Source organism: Flavobacterium sp. UGB4466, from assembly GCF_903469665.1.
Lineage (GTDB): Bacteria > Bacteroidota > Bacteroidia > Flavobacteriales > Flavobacteriaceae > Flavobacterium > Flavobacterium lipolyticum.
The window spans coordinates 39,652-62,198 of the sequence record NZ_CAGKLC010000012.1; the positions used below are offsets into that span (position 1 = coordinate 39,652).

Sequence of the window (22,547 nt, forward strand, 5' to 3'; positions counted from 1 at the left end):
CTCAAAAACAACCTTGTTTTTTTCCAATACTGAAATCATTTTTTACATTTTCAACTCTTTCACACTTAACAATTAATTAATAAAACCACAACAAAAAACACTCGAATCCCCTTAAAACAAAGGACTTTATGAAAATTTGCAGAAAAATTAAAAATAAAAAAACCTCAAAATCACATCGTAAAAAAGCATTATTTTAAAACAAAAAAAAGCGAGACATTTCTGACTCGCTTTTTATATAAAAAATATAAAAAAATTATACTTTTATCTCTACTTCAACACCACTTGGCAATTCAAGTTTCATTAAAGCATCAATAGTTTTAGATGAAGATGAATAAATATCAATCAATCTCTTGTATGACATTACTTCAAATTGCTCTCTCGCTTTTTTGTTAACGTGCGGAGAACGCAACACAGTGAAAAGTTTTTTGTGAGTTGGCAACGGTATTGGACCTGTTACAACTGCACCAGTAGTTTTTACTGTTTTCACGATCTTTTCAGCAGATTTATCTACCAACATGTGATCGTAAGACTTTAGTTTTATTCTGATTTTTTGACTCATTTTCTTAAGAATTAAGCGTTACCTTTTGCTTTTTTAATTACCGCTTCTGAAATATTAGAAGGCGTTTCTGCATAGTGAGAAAACTCCATTGTTGAAGTAGCTCTACCAGAAGACAATGTTCTCAATGTCGTAACATATCCAAACATCTCTGATAACGGCACATCAGCTTTAATAGTTTTTGCACCATTTCTATCCCCCATATCATTAACCTGACCTCTACGACGGTTGATATCACCTACGATATCTCCCATGTTTTCTTCAGGAGTAATAACCTCCATTTTCATGATTGGCTCAAGAACAATTGCACCAGCAGCTTTAGCTACTTCTCTATAACCCATTCTGGCAGCTAACTCAAAAGAAAGCGCATCAGAATCGACAGGGTGAAAAGATCCGTCTGTCAAAGTTACTTTCAAACTATCCACTTGATAACCAGCCAAAGGACCAGTTTTCATAGCTTCACGGAAACCTTTTTCTACAGATGGAATATATTCTTTAGGAACGTTACCACCTTTTACAGCATTAATAAACTGTAATCCTTTTGGAACCTTACCATCAACTTCATCAGCAGGCTCAAGTGTAAATACGATATCACCGAATTTACCACGACCTCCAGATTGTTTTTTGTAAGTTTCTCTGTGTGTTGCAGATCTTGTAAACGCTTCTTTATACTCAACTTGAGGCTCACCTTGGTTTACTTCAACTTTAAATTCACGTTTCATACGATCTACCAAGATATCTAAGTGAAGCTCACCCATACCCGAGATAATTGTTTGACCAGAAGCCTCATCAGTTCTAACTGTAAAAGTTGGATCTTCCTCAGCTAATTTAGCCAAAGCCATACCCATTTTATCTACGTCAGCCTTTGTTTTTGGCTCAATAGCAATACCAATTACCGGTGCAGGGAATTTCATAGACTCTAAAATAATTGGGTGTTTTTCATCACACAATGTATCTCCGGTTTTAATATCTTTAAATCCAACAGCAGCTCCAATATCTCCAGCCTCAATATATTCGATTGGATTTTGTTTGTTAGCATGCATTTGGTAAATACGAGAAATTCTTTCTTTACTACCAGAACGTGTATTCAACACATAAGAACCAGCATCTAAACGACCAGAATAAGCACGGAAGAAAGCTAAACGACCAACGAACGGGTCAGTAGCAATTTTAAATGCTAAAGCTGCAAATGGCTCTTTAACATCTGGCTTACGCAAGATTTTAGTTTGATCTTCTTCTAATAATTCAGCATCATCAGGATGAATCCCTTCGATACCTTCTTTATCCATTGGAGATGGCAAATACTTACATACTGCATCTAACATGAACTGAACCCCTTTATTTTTGAAAGAAGAACCAGCAATCATAGGAATGATAGCCATATCAATTGTAGCAGCTCTAAGCGCCACATTAATTTCTTCCTCAGTAATAGAGTTTTCATCCTCCATGAATTTCTCCAACAAATTCTCATCATAATCAGCTACTGCCTCAATAAGAATCGATCTGTACTCTTTTACTTCTGCAACCATATCCTCAGGGATAGGCACGATATCAAAAGTAGCTCCCTGAGTAGCATCATGCCAAACAATAGCTTGGTTTTTTACTAAATCAACAACACCTTTAAAATCGTTTTCTTCACCAATTGGCAAAGTGATCGCAACAGCATTAGATTTCAACATATCACGAACTTGTTGACAAACTGCCAAAAAGTTAGATCCTTGACGGTCCATTTTATTAACAAACCCCATACGTGGAACCCTGTATTGATCAGCAAGTCTCCAGTTAGTTTCTGATTGAGGCTCAACACCATCAACAGCACTAAATAAAAATACTAAACCATCCAATACACGCAAAGAACGGTTTACCTCTACCGTAAAGTCAACGTGTCCAGGAGTATCAATAATATTAAAGTGATAAGGCAATGTTTCAGGCAACGATTTCCCTTGCTCAGTTGGAAAATTCCACTCACAAGTTGTAGCTGCTGAAGTAATTGTAATACCTCTTTCTTGCTCTTGAGCCATCCAGTCCATTGTTGCAGCACCATCGTGTACCTCACCAATTTTGTGTGACTTTCCAGTATAAAAAAGAATACGCTCAGTTGTTGTTGTTTTACCAGCATCAATGTGAGCAGCAATTCCGATATTTCTTGTATATTTTAAATCTCTAGCCATTTCTTTACGAATTAAAATCTAAAGTGAGAGAATGCTTTATTAGCTTCTGCCATTTTGTGAGTATCCATTCTTTTCTTAACCGCAGCACCTTCTTCTTTAGCAGCTGCTAAACATTCTGACGCTAAACGTTGTGCCATAGATTTTTCATTTCTTCTTCTTGAATAAAGTATTAACCACTTCATTGCCATAGAAATTTTTCTGTCTGGACGAATCTGCATTGGAATTTGAAATGTAGCTCCACCTACTCTACGGCTACGTACTTCTACGTGAGGCATAACGTTTGTTAAAGCATCTTTCCAAATTTCTAATGAAGTTTTCTCATCATTTTGCTTTTTAGATTCGATGATATCAATTGCATCATAAAATACTTTGAAAGCTGTAGATTTCTTACCATCCCACATTAAGTTGTTCACGAAACGTGTTACCAATTGGTCATTAAACCTTGGATCTGGTAAAAGTGGTCTTTTCTTTGCCGCTCTTTTTCTCATGTCTTTTTTTTAAATAAAAAGTTATAGGTTATCCGTTAAATGTTATGTGTTACAGATTTCAAGCACATGCTTAAAGCCCCAACCCTTAACTCCTAACCTCCAACTCTTAACGTTTTAAATTACTTTTTTGCTTCTTTTGGGCGTTTAGCACCGTACTTAGATCTTCTTTGCGTTCTTCCTGCAACTCCTGACGTGTCAAGCGCTCCACGAACGATATGATATCTAACACCTGGTAAATCTTTTACCCTTCCACCTCGCACTAATACTATCGAGTGCTCTTGTAAATTGTGTCCTTCTCCAGGGATGTAAGCATTCACTTCATTACCATTTGTCAAACGTACACGCGCAACTTTACGCATTGCAGAGTTTGGTTTTTTTGGTGTAGTAGTGTAAACACGCGTACAAACCCCTCTTCTTTGAGGACAAGAATCTAAAGCAACCGATTTACTCTTCTTAGTGATCTGAGTTCTTCCTGTTCTTACTAATTGTTGAATTGTTGGCATAATTAATACTAAAAATTTATTATGTATATTAAATTCCCGCTTTTTACGGGGTTGCAAATGTATAAAATATTTTTCACTATACAAACGTTAATTCATTAATTTTCAATAACATTATTTAAGCATATGATTTTACAAACAAACAATAGATATTTGTAATACTTTTAATTTAATGAAACAATTGCTTTTGAAACAACTTTTACCCCTCCTATTTTTTCTAGTCGGCATCTCTTCTTATGCTCAAAATCTTCATTTACAAATTAAAGGAACAAACCAAACCGAAACGCAAATTATTGATTCACTGAATTACTCAGAAAACCACACTAACATAAAATCACTTTTCGAAGAAGTTAAAAATGTATCTAAAAAATTAACCAGACAGGGATATCTCGACCATGTTATACTTGAAACAAAAAAAACAAACGATAGTACTTTTATCTCCAAAATCGATTTAAAAAGCAAAACAAAAGAAGTCCATATATATATAGGAACCAATCACAGCTTTTTTGATGAAGCAAAAATCAAAAATGACACTTTAATTCTAGCATATGAAGAGTTGGAAAGCTATCTAAACCAAAAAACATTAGACGCCGAAAAAGCAGGTTTCGCCTTAAACAAACTAAAACTTGAAAACCTACAAAAAAAGAATTCAATTATTTACGCGGAGTTAAACTATAAATCCGAAAAAAAACGCATCGTAAATTCCATTATTCTAACTCAGACTGACCTGACAAAAAGAGATTATTTTCCAAAAGGGCATCTAAAACAGCTTAAAAAGAAATACCTAAACAAGACTTTCAATCAGGAAACCATAAAACAATTGTATAACGACATCAATGCATTTGAATTCACCTCTCAAACCAAATATCCTGAAGTATTATTCACAACTGATTCTACAAAAATATACACTTATGTAGAAAAAAGACAAGCGAACACTTTTGATGGCTACGTTGGTTTTTCTAATGACGAAAATAAAAAAACAACCCTGAATGGTTATCTGGACTTATCCTTATTAAACACTCTTCACGCAGGAGAACAATTTTCACTATATTGGAAAAGTGACGGAAATCAGCAAAAAACCTTCAATACTAAAATTGAAATCCCCTACATATTTCAATCCTCACTGGGCATCAAAGCACAATTAAACATTTTCAAACAGGACAGTACTTTTCAAAACACCAAAACCGCTATTGATCTGGGTTATTTTTTAAACTACAATACACGATTATACCTAGGCTATCAATCGACAGAATCGAGCGACATTCAAAACACAAACAACACCACAATAAGCGACTACAAAAATTCCTACATCACTTCTACACTTGAGTATAAAAAAACAGATTATCTCCAAAGTTTATTCTCCAAAAAAGCCTCTCTTAACCTTCTTTTGGGCTATGGAAAAAGAAACACCAACAACAGCCCTAACATCGTCGAATCCAGCAAACAATTCTACACCACCCTTAACCTCTCTTATAATTTTGAACTAAACAAGAAAAACTTCATCTACATAAATCCACAAATTCTTTATCTGAAAAGTAAAAACTACATTACCAACGAATTGTTCCGATTTGGAGGAACAAACTCTATTAGAGGTTTTGCAGAAAACAGTCTTCAGGGCAATTTCGCCTCTATGTTAATCACTGAATACAGGTACAAAGTCTCTAACAACCTGTATATCAATTCCATTATTGATTTTGCCATTTACCAGGATTTAACCAACAGTCAAAATCTTAATAAATTACAAAAATTATCAGGAGTCGGAATCGGCACAACCATCCAGACAACAAGCGGGCTACTCCGAATTAATCTCAGCAATGGCGGGGAAAATCTTCAGGAAATTAAATTATTTAACACAATTGTCAACATATGCTACAATGTTAAATTTTAACCTTGTGAGAAAATTCACCAAATCAACATTCGTATTGTTAACAAAGTATTAAGAAATTAAAACTACCGGAAAATTCCAAATAATAAAGCCGAATATATCAGATTAATCTCAGCAATAACAGGCAAAAGACCCAATAAACCCAATTATTTAACACAATAATTACAATATGTTACAATGTTAAATTTTAACATTGTGAGAAAATTCCACAACACAATACTAGGATTATTAACAAATTATTATGAATATTGTAAGACTAATTCAAAATAATTATAAAAATGAAACTAAAGTTCAATGGATTTTTAGTACTACTTTTAGTACTATTCGCGCAACTAACCTTTGCGCAGGAAAGAGCCGTTTCGGGAACTGTTACCGATGACGCAGGTATGCCCCTACCAGGTGTAAGCGTACAAATCAAAGGAACAAAAACCGGCACGCAAACCGATTTTGATGGTAAATACTCCATCAAAGCAACAACAAGTCAAATTTTAGTATTTAGCTACATCGGCATGAAGACTCAGGAAATTGCCGCCAGCTCATCACAAGTAAGCACAAAGCTATCCGGAGACGCCCAGCAACTGGAAGGAGTTGTCGTAACTACAGCGATGGGTATCAAAAGAGAAAAAAAATCTCTTGGATATGCTTCTCAACAGATTTCAGGCAAAGACGTTAATGGTGGAGCCGGAAACACTAACGTTGCCAATTTACTATCAGGTAAAGCCGCAGGTGTGGAAGTTCAAAGAAACAACAACTTTGGAGGTTCTACAAACGTTGTAATCAGGGGGAACAAATCTCTTACCGGAAACAACCAGGCGCTTTGGGTTATTGACGGGGTGCCAATTGACAACTCCAACTCCAACGTTTCTTCGCAACAAGTTGGCGGAGGTGGTTACGATTACGGTAACAATGCCTCGGATATCAACCAGGAAGATATTGAAAGCATCAACATCCTAAAAGGAGCAGCTGCAACAGCATTATATGGATCCAGAGCTGCAAATGGAGTTGTAATGGTTACTACCAAAAAAGGTAAATCAGACAACAAAATTGGATTTTCGTTCTCAAGCGGGTTCACAAATGGAAGTGTAGACAAATCAACTTTTCCTAAATACCAAAACAGATATGGATCAGGATATGGCATTGGCTCCTCATTTTTAGGAACAGGCACACCTGATACGGTAGACACATCAAATGATGCCTCTGACGGAGACGCCTTCGATAACCAACCAGTTTACCAATGGGATGCTTTTACTCCTTTCTCGCCAAACTACGGAAAAGCTACTCCATGGACGGCTGCAAAAAATGGCCCTGTAACTTTCTTTAATAATGCACATACATTCGTTAACAGTATCGCATTAGAGAAATCAACTGACAGATCCAGTTTATCTCTAACCTATGTAAACACCAATCAAACTGGCATTCTTCCAAACAGTGAATTGAAAAAAAATCAGATAAGTGCAAGATTTAGCCAAAAAGTTACTGATAAACTTACCGCTAATGCCTATGCAGCCGTTACCCTTCAAAGCACTGTAGGTAGAAACTCAACCGGTTATAACGATAACGTTATGGGTAACTTCAGACAATGGTGGCAAACCAACACTGACGTTCAAGCGCAAAAAGATGTTTACTTTGCATCAGGCGGTCAAAACGTAACCTGGAACTGGACTGACCCGACAGATCCTTCAGGTCTGACACCAGCATACTGGGACAATCCTTATTTCACACGTTATCAAAATTACTCTTCTGATGACAGAACCCGTTTATTCAGCTACGCTTCCCTAAATTACGAGATCGCTCCATGGTTAAGTGCATTAGGAAGAGTCTCACTTGACACCTATAAACAACTTCAGGAAGAAAGAAGAGCTGTCGGATCAATTGCTTCAGGATTTGGTCTTTCTCCCGTTAATGAATCATCAGGATACCAAAGAAACGAAATCGACTTCCAGGAAATCAACTATGATTTCATGTTAAACTTCAACAAAAAAATTGGCGAAGACATTAGTTTAAATGGAGTAATTGGAACCAATATCAGAAGAAACAAAAGAGACAATGTACTTTCTTCAACCATCGGAGGTTTAGTTACCCCTGGAATTTATGCCTTATCTAACTCACGTTTAGACTTACCATTCCCAAGAGAAGCCAAAATATCCTCAGGTGTTAATGGTATCTACGCTCAAGCATCTGTTGGCTATTTAGATACTTATTTTGTAGATGCCTCTATCAGAAGAGATGTTTCTTCTACATTACCTGACAATAACAACTCTTATGTTTATCCTGCAGTTTCCGGATCATTCCTTTTCTCAAACGTAGTAAAGGCAGACTGGTTAAATCTTGGAAAATTCAGAGTAAACTATGCTGAAGTAGGAAATGACGCCGATGCACTTCAACTAAACAATACCTATACAAGAGTTCCTAACTTTCAAGGACAACCTCTTTATACAAACTCCTTATTGCTTCCATTCCGTAGCATCAACAAAAATCCAGACCTTAAACCGGAAAGAACAAAATCTTTCGAGGTTGGTTTAGAAACAAGTTTATTAAACAGACGTCTAGGGTTTGACATTACCTACTACAAAACAAACTCAGTTGATCAAATTGTGGCAGCTGCTGTTTCTTCAGGATCAGGATTCACAAACGCACTTGTTAACGGTGGAAACATAGAAAACAAAGGTTTTGAAATTCAATTAAACGGAACTCCAATTAAAACAAAAGACTTTAGCTGGGAAATAATCGTTAACTGGTCAAACAATAGAAGTAAAGTTATCACATTACCAAATGGACTAGATAATCTTCAATTAGGTTCATTCCAAGGTGGTGTTACAGTCAATGCAGCTCCCGGTGAAGCTTATGGCGCCCTAAAAGGAACTGATTTCGTTTACACAAACGGACAGCCAACAATAGATCAAACCACAGGTAAATACATGATCACTACATCTTCAAGCAACACAATCGGAAACATTACACCGGATTGGATTGGTGGAGTAAGAAACAAATTTACTTATAAAAATTTAACTTTTGGATTCTTAATTGACACTCAAAAAGGCGGAGATATCTTCTCTTTAGATATGTACTACGGACTTGCATCCGGATTATACAAAGAAACAGCTGTAGGAGACATTAGAGAAAATGGTCTTTTAAATCCTGGAGTAGCTCCTAACGGAACTCCAAACACTGTAAAAACAAAAGGCGGATCAATTGCAAACAGCATGGGATATCAAGCTGCGCCAAACAAAGCTTTTATATACGATGCCTCGTTTGTTAAACTTAGAGAGGTATCTATCACCTACAACTTCCCTAAAAGCATGTTTGAAAACACATTCATAAACGCGGCATCAGCAAGTTTAGTTGGTTCTAACTTATGGATCATTCATAAAAACCTACCATACGCAGACCCAGAAAGTGGACTATCATCAGGAAACAGCTCAAGAGGCTATTCAGTTGGATCTCTTCCAACTACCAGAGATATTGGTTTTAACTTAACATTCAAATTTTAATACAGAACAAAATGAAAAAAATACTATATGCATTAGGAATCATGCTTCTCACAGTTTCATGTGACGACAGCAGCCTAACAGACTTAAATGTAGATGTAAAAAACCCTTCTGTAGTACCCCCTAGCACTTTATTTACAAATGCTGAAAAAAACTTAACAGAGCAACTTGTCAACACCAATGTAAACAGAAACATATTCAGACTAGTAAACCAACAATGGACTGAAACCACCTATCTGGATGAATCTAATTACAACTGGGTAACCCGTAAAATTTCAGACAACCACTGGGACAGACTTTATGCAGGACCACTTGCTGATTTATCTCAAGCGAAGGGCTTTCTGGAAAAAGATGTAATCTCACCTACAGATCCGGAATTTGCACAAAAAACTATAATCAAAAAGAATCAATTGATCCTTATTGACATATTAATGGTTTATACGTACCAAATTTTAGTAGACACTTTTGGCGATGTCCCTTACTCAGAATCCCTAAAAGGATCGGAAGATTATCTGCCTAAATACGATAAAGCCGTAGATATCTACAAAGACTTAATCGTACGTTTAAACAAAGACATCGCTGGATTAGACACCTCAAAACCAGCCTTTGGCTCTGCCGAAGTTATCTACAAAGACAATCTAACTGCCTGGATTAAGTTTGCCAATAGCATCAAACTAAAACTAGGGATCAACTTAAAATCATCTGGACTTGAATCAGCAATTGCAGACGCAGCAATCATCTCCGGCGCAGCGGGCGGATTTTCATCAAATGCTGATAATGCAAAACTTCCTTATATGTTAAATCTTCCAAACACCAACCCTCTTTATGTAGATATGGTATTCTCAGGAAGAAATGACTTTGTTGTAGCAAAACCCTTTGTAGACAAATTGGTCGCATTAAATGATCCAAGAAAAACACCTTACTTCAGACCAACTTATAAAGATACAAATGCCGCAGGTGACTTAATCACTGTAACAGGTTACAGAGGCGGAATTGTTGGAATAAAAAACTCTCAATCAAGATACACTCATGCAAGTGACAAAATTAAAGCTCCGGACTTTAGTGGTACTTTATTGGATTATGCCGAAGTACAATTTTTACTGGCAGAAGCAGTAGGTAGAGGTGTAGCTGTTGGAGGCACTATTGCTTCACATTACAATGCAGCAATTCTAGCTTCTATGGAAGACTGGGGAGTTTCGCCGGCAGATGCAAACGCCTATCTTGCTCAACCAGCCATAGCTTATGCAACAGCTACAGGAACCTGGCAGCAAAAAGTAGGAGAACAGGCATGGTATGCATTGTTCAACAGAGGATTTGAAGGTTGGACATCCACAAGAAGACTAGACTTCCCTGTTCTAACAGCACCAGCAAGTGCAGATGCAGCTGCCGAAGGTAAAGTACCATCCAGAATGGCATATCCAATTAGAGAACAAACATTAAATGCAACAAACTATACTGCTGCATCAACTTCGATTGGAGGAGACAAACTAAGCACAAAGATTTTTTGGGATAAATAGGAAATACCAAAAAATAACATAATTTAACACAAAACCACCTCCTTTCGGGGTGGTTTTTTTGTTGAAAACGCAGAAAAAACTGAAATTCATCATCCTTCCAATAAAATTTAACATTTAATTCAGCAGACACAAACTAAACTATCCATTGCTTTTTAAGTAAAAAATTGATAATTCACTATTTTTGAATGCATTTTAACGATAAAAAAATAACTCCTGTCAGCAAAAATGCCGTTTCACTGAAAAAAAAACTTTTTTGATTAGGTATATTAACTAATTATTAAGATTTTTGTCGGACTAATTCAAAATATTTAAAAATGAAACTAAAGTTCAATGGACTCCTAGTACTTTTCTTAGTACTAGTTGCGCAACTTACTTTCGCGCAAGAAAGAGCTGTTTCTGGAACAGTTTCTGACAATGCAGGAATACCTTTACCGGGTGTTAGTGTATTAGTTAAAGGAACGAAGACAGCAACGCAAACAGATTTTGATGGAAAATACTCTATCAAAGCAGCACCAAATCAAGTATTAGTTTTTAGCTACATTGGGATGAAAGCCCAAGAAGTATCCGCTAGTTCTACTACTGTTAACACAAAATTAAAAGACGATTCAGTAGAATTGGAAAGTGTTGTGGTAACGGCATTAGGTGTAAAGAAAAGCGCACGTGCACTTGGATATGCAACTCAGGAAGTAAAAGCAGCAGACATTACAAGAGCAAACAACAACAGTCTTGCTGGAGCTTTACAAGGTAAACTAGCTGGTGTACAAATTACTCCTTCAAGTGGTGCTCCTGGAGCTTCTTCTCAAATTGTAATTCGTGGTGCCCGTTCATTTTCAGGAAACAATACACCTCTATACGTTATTGACGGTATGCCTGTTGCTTCACAAGCGGACTTCAGCACTGGAAATGGAGTTAGTGGAGCAGACGTTGCCAACAGAGCTGTCGACATTGATCCAAATGAGATTGAGTCTATCAACGTTCTTAAAGGACAAGCTGCATCAGCTTTATATGGTCTTAGAGCCTCTAATGGTGTGATCTTAATCACTACAAAAAGTGGAAAGAACTTAGCGCAAAGCGGTAAGCCAACTATCACTTTCAATACTTCAACAAGTTTTGAAACCATTTCAAAAAAACCGCGCACTCAAAATGAATACGCTCAAGGTTCAAGAGGAGTTTACGATCCAACTCAATCTTTGAACTGGGGACCAAAAATCTCAGAATTACCAAACGACCTTACTTATGGAGGAAACGTTGCCAACGCAATCAATGGTGGAGTTCTTAGACCTGGTAAATACTATGTGCCTCAAAGAGCAAAAGCTGGACTAGACCCATGGGTTACTCCTCAGGCTTATGACAACATCAATGATTACTTTAACACAGGATTTACAATCAATAATACGTTAAACATTTCTCAGTCAACAGAAAAAACAAATTATTCTTTTGGTATTGGAAATTCTAAACAAGATGGTATCATCCCTGAAACAGGAATGAACAGATACACAGCAAAAGCTGTTGTTGACACTAAACTAAACAATGAATGGAAAACTGGTTTTTCTTTCAACTATGTGCAAACTAAAATCAACAAAAGTACATCTGCAAATGACGGTGCTATTGTTGGTGTATTTGGAGCTCCAAGAAGTTATGATTTAAAGGGAATTGGTTATGCTAATCCACTAAATGCTTATGATCAAATTCACTTCAGACCAACTACTTTTAACAATCCTTACTGGGCTGCTAAAAACAACGAGTTCAGCGAAAAAACAAACCGTGTTTACGGAAATACTTACATTCAATACTCTCCAGTTATTAGTGAAAACGGAAGCCAAAAGTTAACCGTTAAATACCAAGCTGGTATAGATTCTTGGACTACCAATTACAGAGATATTTTTGAATACGGAAACAAACAAGATTTAACAGGTCAAAGTAGTAGTGCAAGACTTCGTGGTACAACTAACGATGTAATCAACTCTTTACTAACAGTAAATTACAACTTAAACATTACAGATGATTTCAATTTGAATGTATTAGTTGGAAATGAATACAATCATCAAAACACTAAAGAATATGACGATCTTGGAACTGCTCTAAACTTTGGTGGTTGGCCAACAATTGGTAACGCAAGAACAGTAACTGCAAGCGAATACCGTAGACAAATCCGTACAGTAGGCTTCTTTAGTAATGCTGAATTCTCTTACAAAAACATGGTTTTCTTAAGTGGTACTATCCGTAAAGACATTGCTTCTAACATGCCAAGAGGAAACAGATCTTTTATTTACCCATCAGCCTCTTTAGGATTTGTACTAACAGAACTAGAAGGATTAAAAGGAAAATCTTTCCTTTCATATGCTAAACTTAGAGGATCGATTGCAGAAGTAGGACAAGCAGGAAATTACGTAGGTAATTATTATGATGCACCTGATTACCGTGGAGGTTTCTGGTCAGGATCACCAATCAATTATCCATTATCAGGAGGTACTAGCTCATATGTACCAAGCAATTTATTATATGATCCAAACTTAAAACCGCAAAACACAAAATCATACGAAGTTGGAGTTGATTTGAAGTTTTTCAACAACCGAGTTGGACTTGATTATACGTACTCTGAACAAAATTCAACAAACCAAATCTTTAACGTACCATTAGCTGGTTCTACTGGAGCAAGTGCTCAAGTAACAAATGGTGGAAAAATGCTTAACAAAGTACACGAAATAACTTTAAGCACTAATCCAATTCGTACAGCAGATTTCAACTGGACATTTAACGCAAACTTCTCTAAAATAGATTCTTACGTTCTATCTTTAAAAGAAGGTGTAGACAACATCTTTTTAGGAGGATTTACTACTCCACAACTTAGAGCTAGTGTAGGAGATCGTTTCCCGGTTATTTACGGTGCAGGTTACCTTAGAGATGCTAACAACAATATTGTAGTCGACAAAGATGGTCTTCCTAGAGCTGGTGCTATAAAAGCATTAGGAGAAGTTGCTCCTAAATTCATCATAGGAGGTTCTACTCAGTTTACCTACAAAAGAGTTTCATTGGGAGCTGTTGTTGATTGGAAAAACGGTGGAAAAATGTATAGCGGATCAAACAATACGATGAACACTTACGGTGTAGATGCGAGAACTGCAGACAGAACTACAGAATTTGTATACCCTGGAGTTAAAGATGACGGAACTCAAAATGATATTGTTATAGGTGGTACAAGAGCTAAAACACAACAAGATCTATATTCAACTTTAAGCGGAATTGCTGAAGCTGGTATTTTTGATGCAAGTTTTGTAAAATTAAGAGAAGTTACATTAGGATACCAATTCCCTAAATTACTAAACAACACAGTAGATCTTAAAGCTTCTGTTTTTGCGAGAAACATCCTTCTTTGGTCTAAAATGCCAAACCTTGATCCTGAAGCAACACAAGGAAACAACAATTTCTCTGGTGGATTTGAGCAATGGACAATGCCACAAACTAAGAGTATTGGTTTTGGACTGAACTTTACATTTTAATCTAAAAAAAATCAAATGAAAAATTTAAAAATAACAATAACAGCCGTAATGGCTTTATTCTTATTCCAATCTTGTTCCGAAGACAAAATGGATGAGATAAATAAGAATATAAACAATCCGACTGAAGTTGCTGCCCGTTTCATCATTACTGATGTAATGGTAAACTCTGCTTTTGCTGTAACCGGATCGGATGCATCATTCTACGGAGGAATATATTCTGAGCTAAATGCAGGAAGCCATGGCCAAATGTATGAAGCACAAATTAGAAGAAACGACCCACAACTAGCTTCCACTTATAACAATAACTGGAATAACAGCTACGAACAACTACGAGCATTGAAGGTAATCGTTGAGAAATGTACTACAGGAAATGAAAAAGATAACTATCAGACTCTTGGTGTAGCTCAAATATTATTAGCTTATAATTTAGCAGTTCTTACAGATCTTTTTGGAGATATCCCTTATACTGAGGCATTAAAACCAGGAGTAATCTTTCAACCTAAAGTTGACAAACAAGAAGCTATCTATTCAGAAGTATTTAAAAATCTAAAAGAAGGGATTGCCAATCTAAACAAAACCTCAGCTTACGCAAGTTTAGGATCACAAGACGTAATTTACGGTGGAGTTTCTTCAAAATGGATCAAAGCTGCTAATGGGTTAATGGCAAGATACACGATGAGATTATCTCTTAGAAAAGCAGATTATCAAGGTGTAATTGACTATGTAAATGCTTCTTTTGCAGATGCTGACAACGAATTTAAAGTTACAAACAGCAGTGTCCCAAATCCTTATGCAAGATTCAATACTGACAGAGCTGCTATAAGTGTAGCAAAAAGCTTCTATGACACCATGCTTGCAAATGGACCAGCTGATGCTCGTACTGCTGCTTCTTTCACAAGAATTAGCGGTGCTGTCAAGCCTTTTAATAATTCAATCATAGACAAAGATGGGCAAAGATTATATTCTATCTCGGCTTTCATAAACGAAAGAAACCCTATTTACTTGTTAAGCTACCATGAATTACTATTCCTGAAAGCTGAAGCTCAGGCTAGATTAGGTTTACCTGAAGCACAGGCTACTATGAATGATGCCATTACAGCGGCTTATACTAAAAAACAAGTAGTTACTTTTACAGCAGGTCAGGCTAATACGTATATTGCTTCTATAGGAGTTTTAACGGGTGATGCTTTATTGAAAAAGATAATGGTAGAAAAACATATTTCTTTCTATGAAAATGAAGGTATCGAATCTTATAACGACATTAGACGTCTACAAGCAATGGGTAACGGAAGTTTTATTCCTATGGTAAATCCTAAACCGGAATTATTCCCACAAAGATTTGCTTACGGCCAATCTGACGTTGTTTCGAATTCAAACGTTAAAGAACTATACGGAGACGGTACTTACGTATACAAAGAAAAAGTTTGGTGGGCTGGAGGTACTAGATAATAGTATTTTTCACTTGCAAAACAACTCCTAAAAAGGGCGCTTATCATATGATGAGCGCCCTTTTTGTCATGAATAACTTTGCTAAAACTATAAAAAAACAAAACTCAAACAGCTAGTCCCTTAAAACACAATAACTTATTTGACAAGAGATCTTTCTACAAATTAATTTTCACAACTTACTTCTCAATATAAAAAAAATCAAAGATTCATTTTTTTTGCTTTATCAGACTATTGCAACAAAATAGCGTCTAACTTTTTGGGGTTGTTCATATCAGGATGACCTCTTTTTTATTTTCAAAATGACAAAGGCAAAAGTACACTCAAAAAAGCATCTTATAACATGGATAAAAATCATGAAAACCCTAGCAAAATCAAGCATTAACACATGTTAAATAAAAAACAAACAAGACAATATTAACCCTTACTTTTTAACATTAAAAAAACACATCTCACAACAAAACTGCAAAATGAACAAAAAAAAAGCTTTTTATATTAGGTAGATTAACAAATAATTAAGATTTTTACCAGACTAATCCAAAACACATAAAAATGAAACTAAAGTTCAATGGACTCCTAGTACTTTTATTAGTACTAGTAGCGCAACTTACTTTTGCGCAAGAAAGAGCTGTTTCTGGAACAGTTTCTGACAATACAGGAATGCCTTTACCAGGTGTTAGTGTATTGATTAAAGGAACAAAAACAGGAACACAAACAGACTTTGATGGTAAATACTCTATCAAAGCTTCTTCAAACCAGGTTTTGGTATTTAGCTACATTGGGATGAAATCTCAGGAACTAGCTGCTACTTCAACTTCTATTAACATAAAGTTGGCCGATAATTCGGTGGAACTTGAAAGTGTTGTAGTAACAGCGTTAGGTATAAAAAAAGCAGATAAAGCTATTGGTTACGCCACAACAAAGGTATCCGGAAATGACCTTAATAAAGGAAACAGTCAAAACCTTGTAAATGGTCTTAGCGGAAAAGTTTCTGGTCTACAAGTAACTGCTTCAGGAGGTGCTCCAGGTCAGGCAAGTAGATTAGTAATCAGAGGAGGAAACAAATCAATAACAGGAAACAATGAACCTCTTTATGTTATTGACGGAATCCCAATGAGTAATGCCAACGACGGTAACGAAAATGTTGTAACAGGATTTAACAGCCCCAACAGAGCAGCCGATATCAACCCAAATGATATTGCAACTGTAACAGTACTTAAAGGTGCTGCCGGAGCCGTATTATATGGAAATCGTGGTTCGAATGGTGTTATCTTAATTACCACAAAAACAGGTTCTGATAAAGCAGGAAAACCTGTTATCGAATTCACTAGTTCTGTAGGTGTGGATAACGCTCTTGTTTTACCTGATTTTCAAACTGAATATGCACAGGGAGCGAATGGTGTATACCAAGAAGGAGGATCTAGATCTTTTGGACCTAGAATTACAGGACAAACTGTGACAAGTCCTGCTGCAGGTGCTGCATTAGGATTAGGCCCACAACAAATTCAGTTAAAAGTATTTGATCCAAGAAAACAATTTCTTCAAACGGGAGTAACCTACAACAATAACATATCTCTTTCAAATTCAACAGATGCCTACGATATGTTTGTATCTATCGGACAATCAAAACAAACTTCTATTGTTCCTAATCAGGGATACCAAAAATTCAATGGTCGTTTTAACAGTAACTATAAATTCAGTAGTAAATTTACTGCCGGAGTTAACCTAAGCTACAATGCTTCTAAAGGAGATCTTGCCTATGCAGGACAAGACGGATCAAATCCATTTTTCGCCTTATTCCACGCTCCTGTTTCATGGGATTTAAAAGGCTACGGATATCAAAGACCGAACGGAACACAAATTAACTTCCGTGGAGGAGCCTTTGACAACCCATACTGGACTGCTAACAAAAACTCAGCACGTACGGATAGCCAAAGATATATTACAGGTTTAAACTTCGCCTTTGACGTAGCTAAAGATTTCAAAATATCTTATCGTCTTGGTAATGACTATTTAGCCGACAAAAGAATTCTCTTTAAAGACATTAACACTGGAGGTAATCCATTAGGAAACTTGACTTACGATAATGTTACTCGTCAAGAAACAACTTCTACATTAGCCGCTACATTCAAGAGAGATATTACTGAGAAATTCAAAGCCATTTTAACAGCCGGGCAAGATTACAATAATAGAACTTTTGAACAATCACAAACTATTGGTACTGAACTAATACTTCCTGGAATTATCAATACAAACAATATCAAGACATTCTCTCCTGCCTATTTATACAATTCAAGAAGAACCTTGTTTGGAGTATTTGGTGACCTGTCTCTTAGCTACAACGACTATCTTTTCTTAAATGTAGTTGCCAGAAACGAATGGAGCTCAACATTACCTAAAGACAATAGAAGTTTCTTCTACCCTGGAGTAAGTGCTTCTGTTATCTTCACTGATGCATTCAAAATCGAATCTGACATACTTACTTACGGTAAACTACGTGTAGGTGTTTCGAAGACAGGTAGAGATGCTGATCCATATTTAACACAACCTGCTTACAGAAAAGCAATATTTGGAGATGGTTTCACACCAGGTGTAGAATTCCCATTTAATAACCTTGCCGGATATACCATCCAAAATACAATTAGTAATCCAAACTTAACCCCTGAATTCACAACAGAATACGAAGTGGGTGTTGAATTAAAATTATTCAAAGACAGAATAGGTATTGACGCATCCTACTTTAGAAACGTAAATACTGATGGTATTATCCCGTTAGACATTTCTCCTGCAGCAGGTGCTAATGCAACAATCATCAATAGTGGACAAACTAGCTCGAAAGGTTTTGAACTTATGTTAAGAACAACACCTATTCAAACAAAAGATTTCAGATGGGATGTGTCCTTCAACTTCAGTAGAATTAGATCACATGTTGACGAAACTTATCCAGGTGTAGATAGAATTTATCTTGGTGGATTTAGTGGAAACCCAGCTATTTTTGCTGTAAAAGGTGAAAGATTAGGAACAATAATCGGAACCGGCTACGAAAGAGACGCAAACGGAAAGGTATTAGTAGACGACAATGGTATTCCTTCTGTATTAGACGGACAAATTCTTGGTCATACTGAAGCCGATTGGACTGGAGGTCTAAGTACAGCTATTAACTACAAAAATATTTATTTCACAGCACTTGCCGACATAAGACAAGGTGGTTACTTATACAGTGGAACAGGTGAATTATTAGATTTTTATGGTGTTAGTGAGCAAACCTTAACACGTAATGACGACTATATTTTCCCTGGAGTAAATGCTACCACAGGAGCTCCAAATAATGTTGTGGTGAAACGTGATGCAAACTGGTATGGATTAGGCGCTTATCCTAATGAACAATATGTTTATGAAAACAATTGGGTTAAACTAAGAGAAGTTACTCTTGGATACACTTTCAAGTTAAAAGATAAATATATTCGTTCTTTGGATTTGGGAGTATATGGACGTAATTTATTTATCTGGACAGATGTTCCTCATATCGATCCGGAATCAAGCTCATTTGGAACTGGTAATGCACAAGGTGTGTCCAGATTTGCATTCCCAACTACAAGAACTTTTGGTTTCAACCTAAAAGCGCAATTCTAATACTAAAATTAATGAAAATGAAAAAAATTGACAACAAATATTTTAAGCGAATATTTCATATCGGCTTAATTACATTGGCGGCGGTATTTGTATCTTGTGAAAATGAGTTAGACATAAACAATGACCCAAACAATCCAACAGTAGTTCCATTTGCAACCTTATTATCAGCTGCAGAAGTTAATTTAGCTTATACTCTTGGTGGAGACGGAACAAGAATGCCTGCAAGTATTGTACAGCATTATTCCGGACATAGAGGACAGCCTTTAAATTACGGACAATACAACATCACCTCAGGTGATACTGATGGTTTATGGGCAAGCATCTATGACATATTAATCGACTTGAGATCAATTGAAGATCAAACTAAAATCACAGGGGACAATATTTACCTTGGAGCTTCTCAAATTCTTCAAGTTTACACTTTCAGCGTAGCAACAGATCTTTTTGGAGACATTCCTTATACCCAAAGTTTAAAGGGGGCATCAAATATTACTCCTGCTTACGACAAACAAGAAGCAATCTACACTTCTTTACTTACGATATTAGATCAGGCAATCGTAAGCGTGAAAAGCAATACTGGTGCCAAACCAGGAACTGCCGACTTATTATATAGTGGCGATGCTACAAAATGGGAAGCCTTTGGAAACTCTTTAAAACTAAGATTATTAAATCACCTTAGTAAAAGAAATCCAGGACAAGCGTTGGCATTTTTACAAACTAACCCAAAACTAATTAGCACAAATACAGACAATGCTAAAGTAGTGTTTGGAACTACTGCAAATAATGCAAATCCAATCTACCAATTTGATGTTTTATCGGGTAGAAAAGATCAGGCCGTATGTAGTACGATTGTCAACAATATGAAAGCACTAAATGATCCTAGACTAACCCTATACTTCTTACCTGTTAAAAACAACCTTGCAGGACTACAGGGGCAATACCTTGGTAACCTTCCAGGGCAGGATTTAGACGACGCAGGAGAGAATTTATTTTCACGCGTAGGATCAGCTTATGCTTCAATTAACTCTCCCGTTACTCTTATTAGTGCTGCAGAAGTAGAATTTGTTAAAGCCGAAGTTTATTTTAGAGCCAACGATTTGGTAAATTCAAAAATAGCTTATGACAAAGCTATAACAAATGACTTTGCTGCAATAGGAGCTACAGGTTTAGCAACTTACACTGCTAACCCATTAGTTGCTTACAACAATACATTGCAAAGAATTATGGAACAAAAATGGATCACGATGTATCAAGCTTCTTATGAATCTTTTGTAGACTGGAGAAGAACTGGATTCCCTGTTTTAACTCCCCCTACAACTAACCGTACTAACGGAGTTACTCCAAGAAGATTACCATATCCTCAAAAAGAAATTAATGTTAACGGTGCTTCTTTAGCTGCTGGTCCTGGTGTTCCCGTTCCTTATGTAACATTTTTAACAAAAGTATGGTGGGATAATTAATCCTTAAACCTTTATAAATATACTAAACCACTCTGTTCACTCAGAGTGGTTTTTTTTTATACCAACAATATACCTATATTTGTCACATGGAAAAAGAACATCAAATATTTGGAATTAGAGCCATTATAGAAGCCATTCAGGCAGGAAAAGAAGTGGATAAAGTATTTATTCAAAAAGAAATTTCCGGAGAATTAATGAAAGATTTAATGAAAGTGATGAAACGCGCTAACATTAATTTCTCTTATGTACCTGTAGAAAAACTTAATCGATTAACTCCAAATAATCATCAGGGAGCGGTAGCGACCATCTCCCCTATTGGTTTTATTGAACTGGAACATTTGGTTGAATCGACAATCGAATCCGGATCAAAACCTTTATTTTTAATACTGGATCAGATTTCAGATGCCAGAAATTTTGGTGCTATTATCAGAACTGCTGAATGTACCGGTGTAAATGGAATCATTGTACAAAAAGCGGGTTCTGCTCCAGTAAACGGAGACACGGTTAAAACTTCGGCAGGAGCGGTATTCAATGTTCCAATTTGCAAAGTTGAACATATCAAAGATGCCATTTTTTACCTTCAGGGGTCAGGTATCAAAACAGTGGCTGCTACCGAAAAAACAGACCAAAATATATACGACGTAACTTTAAATGAACCGGTAGCCATCATAATGGGATCTGAAGACAGAGGTATAAATCCTTCTGTTCTGAAAATTGTTGATGAAAAAGCAAAATTACCTATGTTTGGATCCATTGGATCTTTGAATGTTTCTGTTGCCTGCGGTGCATTTTTATATGAAGCTGTTCGCCAAAGAAGTTAAATAATATATAGAATTGAGAATTACGATGACAAATTAAAAACAAATTAATGTCTTCCAAATATCCTCAAAAACTATTCTTTCTTAAAACCTGTAGCTTAATTGTAGTAGTGTTACTTACACCTTTAAGCTACGGGCAAATAAACATCCTAAGCCCAACATTACCTATCCTGCTTTGTCTCAGGCTTAGTCATAATATAATTAACCGAAACATCTGAATTAAAATAAGTCATTAATTCCTCCGGTTCTTCCTCAACGATCTCCGTATTTACGAAATTTCCATTCTCATCAAAATGCTTCATAAAAGCATCTTCATTGGGATTAAAATCCGGTTTTTGCCATTCATAAATAATAGGTTTTGCATACTCAGGGGTTTTGTAAAGTAAAGACATAACAAATCCAGTGATAAAACCTGCCAAATGTCCTTCCCAGGAAATAGTTTTATCCACCTCCGGAAAGACATACCAAATCATTCCACCGTACAATAAGATAACAGATAATGAGAGTGCCACTAAACGATAATAGCCGGTTTGGATTCCTTTAAAAAAAATAAAACTGACTAAGACGTAAATCAATCCGCTGGCACCAATATGAAAATTTTCACGACCAATAATCCAGGTAATTAGTCCTGAAAACAAAATGCCATAACCAATCACTGCAAAGGATTGTTTAGGATAGAAAAATTGCAGCGCGGCCAATAATACCAAAAGAGGAATAGAGTTATTGTATAAATGGCTTAAATTTTCATGAATAAAAGGACTGAGCAAAACACCCTGTAAACCTGACAGATCTCTTGGATAGACTCCATATTGATAAAAGTCGAAATCAAAGCGTATCTGAACCCAGTACACGATCCATAAAAAAAGAACAAAAAATACCGGAAGACCAATAACTGCAGTCGTAAATTTAAAGTGGTTGTCGTTCATAATTTTTAAGGTAAATTTATAATGATGACATCAAAAAACTATCCAATTACAATTTACTGATAATTTGTCAGCTAATTGGAATATTCTTAAACCCTGTTCTAGCCCTGATAGAAGCGACATCCTTTTGTGTCCACGATAGCGGACGCAAAAGATACAGCA

Annotated in this window: 13 protein-coding genes; 8 read left to right on the forward strand and 5 right to left on the reverse strand. The window is 36.2% G+C overall.

Annotation, left to right across the window (positions count from 1 at the left end; all coding sequences use genetic code 11):
* Window positions 1–253: 253 nt before the first annotated feature.
* From rpsJ to rpsL, 4 genes are all read right to left on the reverse strand, one after another.
* The gene (gene rpsJ, locus JO950_RS05470; protein ID WP_007803605.1) at window positions 254–559 is read right to left on the reverse strand and encodes a 30S ribosomal protein S10; all 306 of its coding nucleotides are present in this window, start codon (window positions 557–559) and stop codon (window positions 254–256) included.
* Between the two features lie 11 nt (window positions 560–570).
* Complete coding sequence (gene fusA / locus JO950_RS05475; RefSeq protein WP_202701687.1) at window positions 571–2,727, reverse strand: elongation factor G; 2,157 nt, start codon at window positions 2,725–2,727, stop codon at window positions 571–573.
* 11 nt (window positions 2,728–2,738) lie between these two features.
* Window positions 2,739–3,215, reverse strand: a complete 477-nt coding sequence (rpsG, locus tag JO950_RS05480; RefSeq protein ID WP_017495022.1) for a 30S ribosomal protein S7 — start codon at window positions 3,213–3,215, stop codon at window positions 2,739–2,741.
* Window positions 3,216–3,334: 119 nt separating this feature from the next.
* Entirely contained in the window at window positions 3,335–3,718 is a 384-nt protein-coding gene (rpsL, locus tag JO950_RS05485) for a 30S ribosomal protein S12 (RefSeq protein ID WP_007136570.1), read from the reverse strand.
* Between the two features lie 169 nt (window positions 3,719–3,887).
* Between rpsL and JO950_RS05490 the strand changes: the two genes are divergently transcribed.
* The 8 genes from JO950_RS05490 (at window position 3,888) to rlmB (ending at window position 21,465) form a co-directional block, all read left to right on the forward strand.
* Window positions 3,888–5,603 (forward strand): hypothetical protein, encoded by a 1,716-nt coding sequence (locus tag JO950_RS05490; protein WP_202701688.1) that lies wholly within the window; start codon window positions 3,888–3,890, stop codon window positions 5,601–5,603.
* Window positions 5,604–5,878: 275 nt separating this feature from the next.
* Window positions 5,879–9,091 carry a SusC/RagA family TonB-linked outer membrane protein gene (locus JO950_RS05495; protein ID WP_202701689.1) on the forward strand — a complete coding sequence of 1,071 codons (3,213 nt, stop codon included), beginning with the start codon at window positions 5,879–5,881 and terminating at the stop codon, window positions 9,089–9,091.
* Window positions 9,092–9,102: 11 nt separating this feature from the next.
* Window positions 9,103–10,605, forward strand: a complete 1,503-nt coding sequence (locus tag JO950_RS05500) for a SusD/RagB family nutrient-binding outer membrane lipoprotein (protein WP_202701690.1) — start codon at window positions 9,103–9,105, stop codon at window positions 10,603–10,605.
* A gap of 314 nt (window positions 10,606–10,919) precedes the next feature.
* On the forward strand, window positions 10,920–14,105 hold the full coding sequence (locus tag JO950_RS05505; RefSeq protein ID WP_202701691.1) for a SusC/RagA family TonB-linked outer membrane protein: 3,186 nt from the start codon (window positions 10,920–10,922) through the stop codon (window positions 14,103–14,105).
* A gap of 15 nt (window positions 14,106–14,120) precedes the next feature.
* A complete protein-coding gene (locus JO950_RS05510) occupies window positions 14,121–15,554 on the forward strand; it encodes a SusD/RagB family nutrient-binding outer membrane lipoprotein (protein ID WP_202701692.1) in 1,434 nt (477 codons plus the stop codon).
* Between the two features lie 549 nt (window positions 15,555–16,103).
* Window positions 16,104–19,184 carry a SusC/RagA family TonB-linked outer membrane protein gene (locus JO950_RS05515; RefSeq protein ID WP_202701693.1) on the forward strand — a complete coding sequence of 1,027 codons (3,081 nt, stop codon included), beginning with the start codon at window positions 16,104–16,106 and terminating at the stop codon, window positions 19,182–19,184.
* 17 nt (window positions 19,185–19,201) lie between these two features.
* Entirely contained in the window at window positions 19,202–20,644 is a 1,443-nt protein-coding gene (locus JO950_RS05520) for a SusD/RagB family nutrient-binding outer membrane lipoprotein (RefSeq protein WP_202701695.1), read from the forward strand.
* Window positions 20,645–20,730: 86 nt separating this feature from the next.
* Window positions 20,731–21,465 (forward strand): 23S rRNA (guanosine(2251)-2'-O)-methyltransferase RlmB, encoded by a 735-nt coding sequence (gene rlmB / locus JO950_RS05525; RefSeq protein ID WP_017495032.1) that lies wholly within the window; start codon window positions 20,731–20,733, stop codon window positions 21,463–21,465.
* Between the two features lie 158 nt (window positions 21,466–21,623).
* Here the strand turns inward: rlmB and JO950_RS05530 are convergent, their stop codons facing one another.
* Window positions 21,624–22,388, reverse strand: coding sequence for a rhomboid family intramembrane serine protease (locus JO950_RS05530; protein WP_202701697.1), 765 nt, complete (start codon window positions 22,386–22,388; stop codon window positions 21,624–21,626).
* Window positions 22,389–22,547 lie beyond the last annotated feature (159 nt).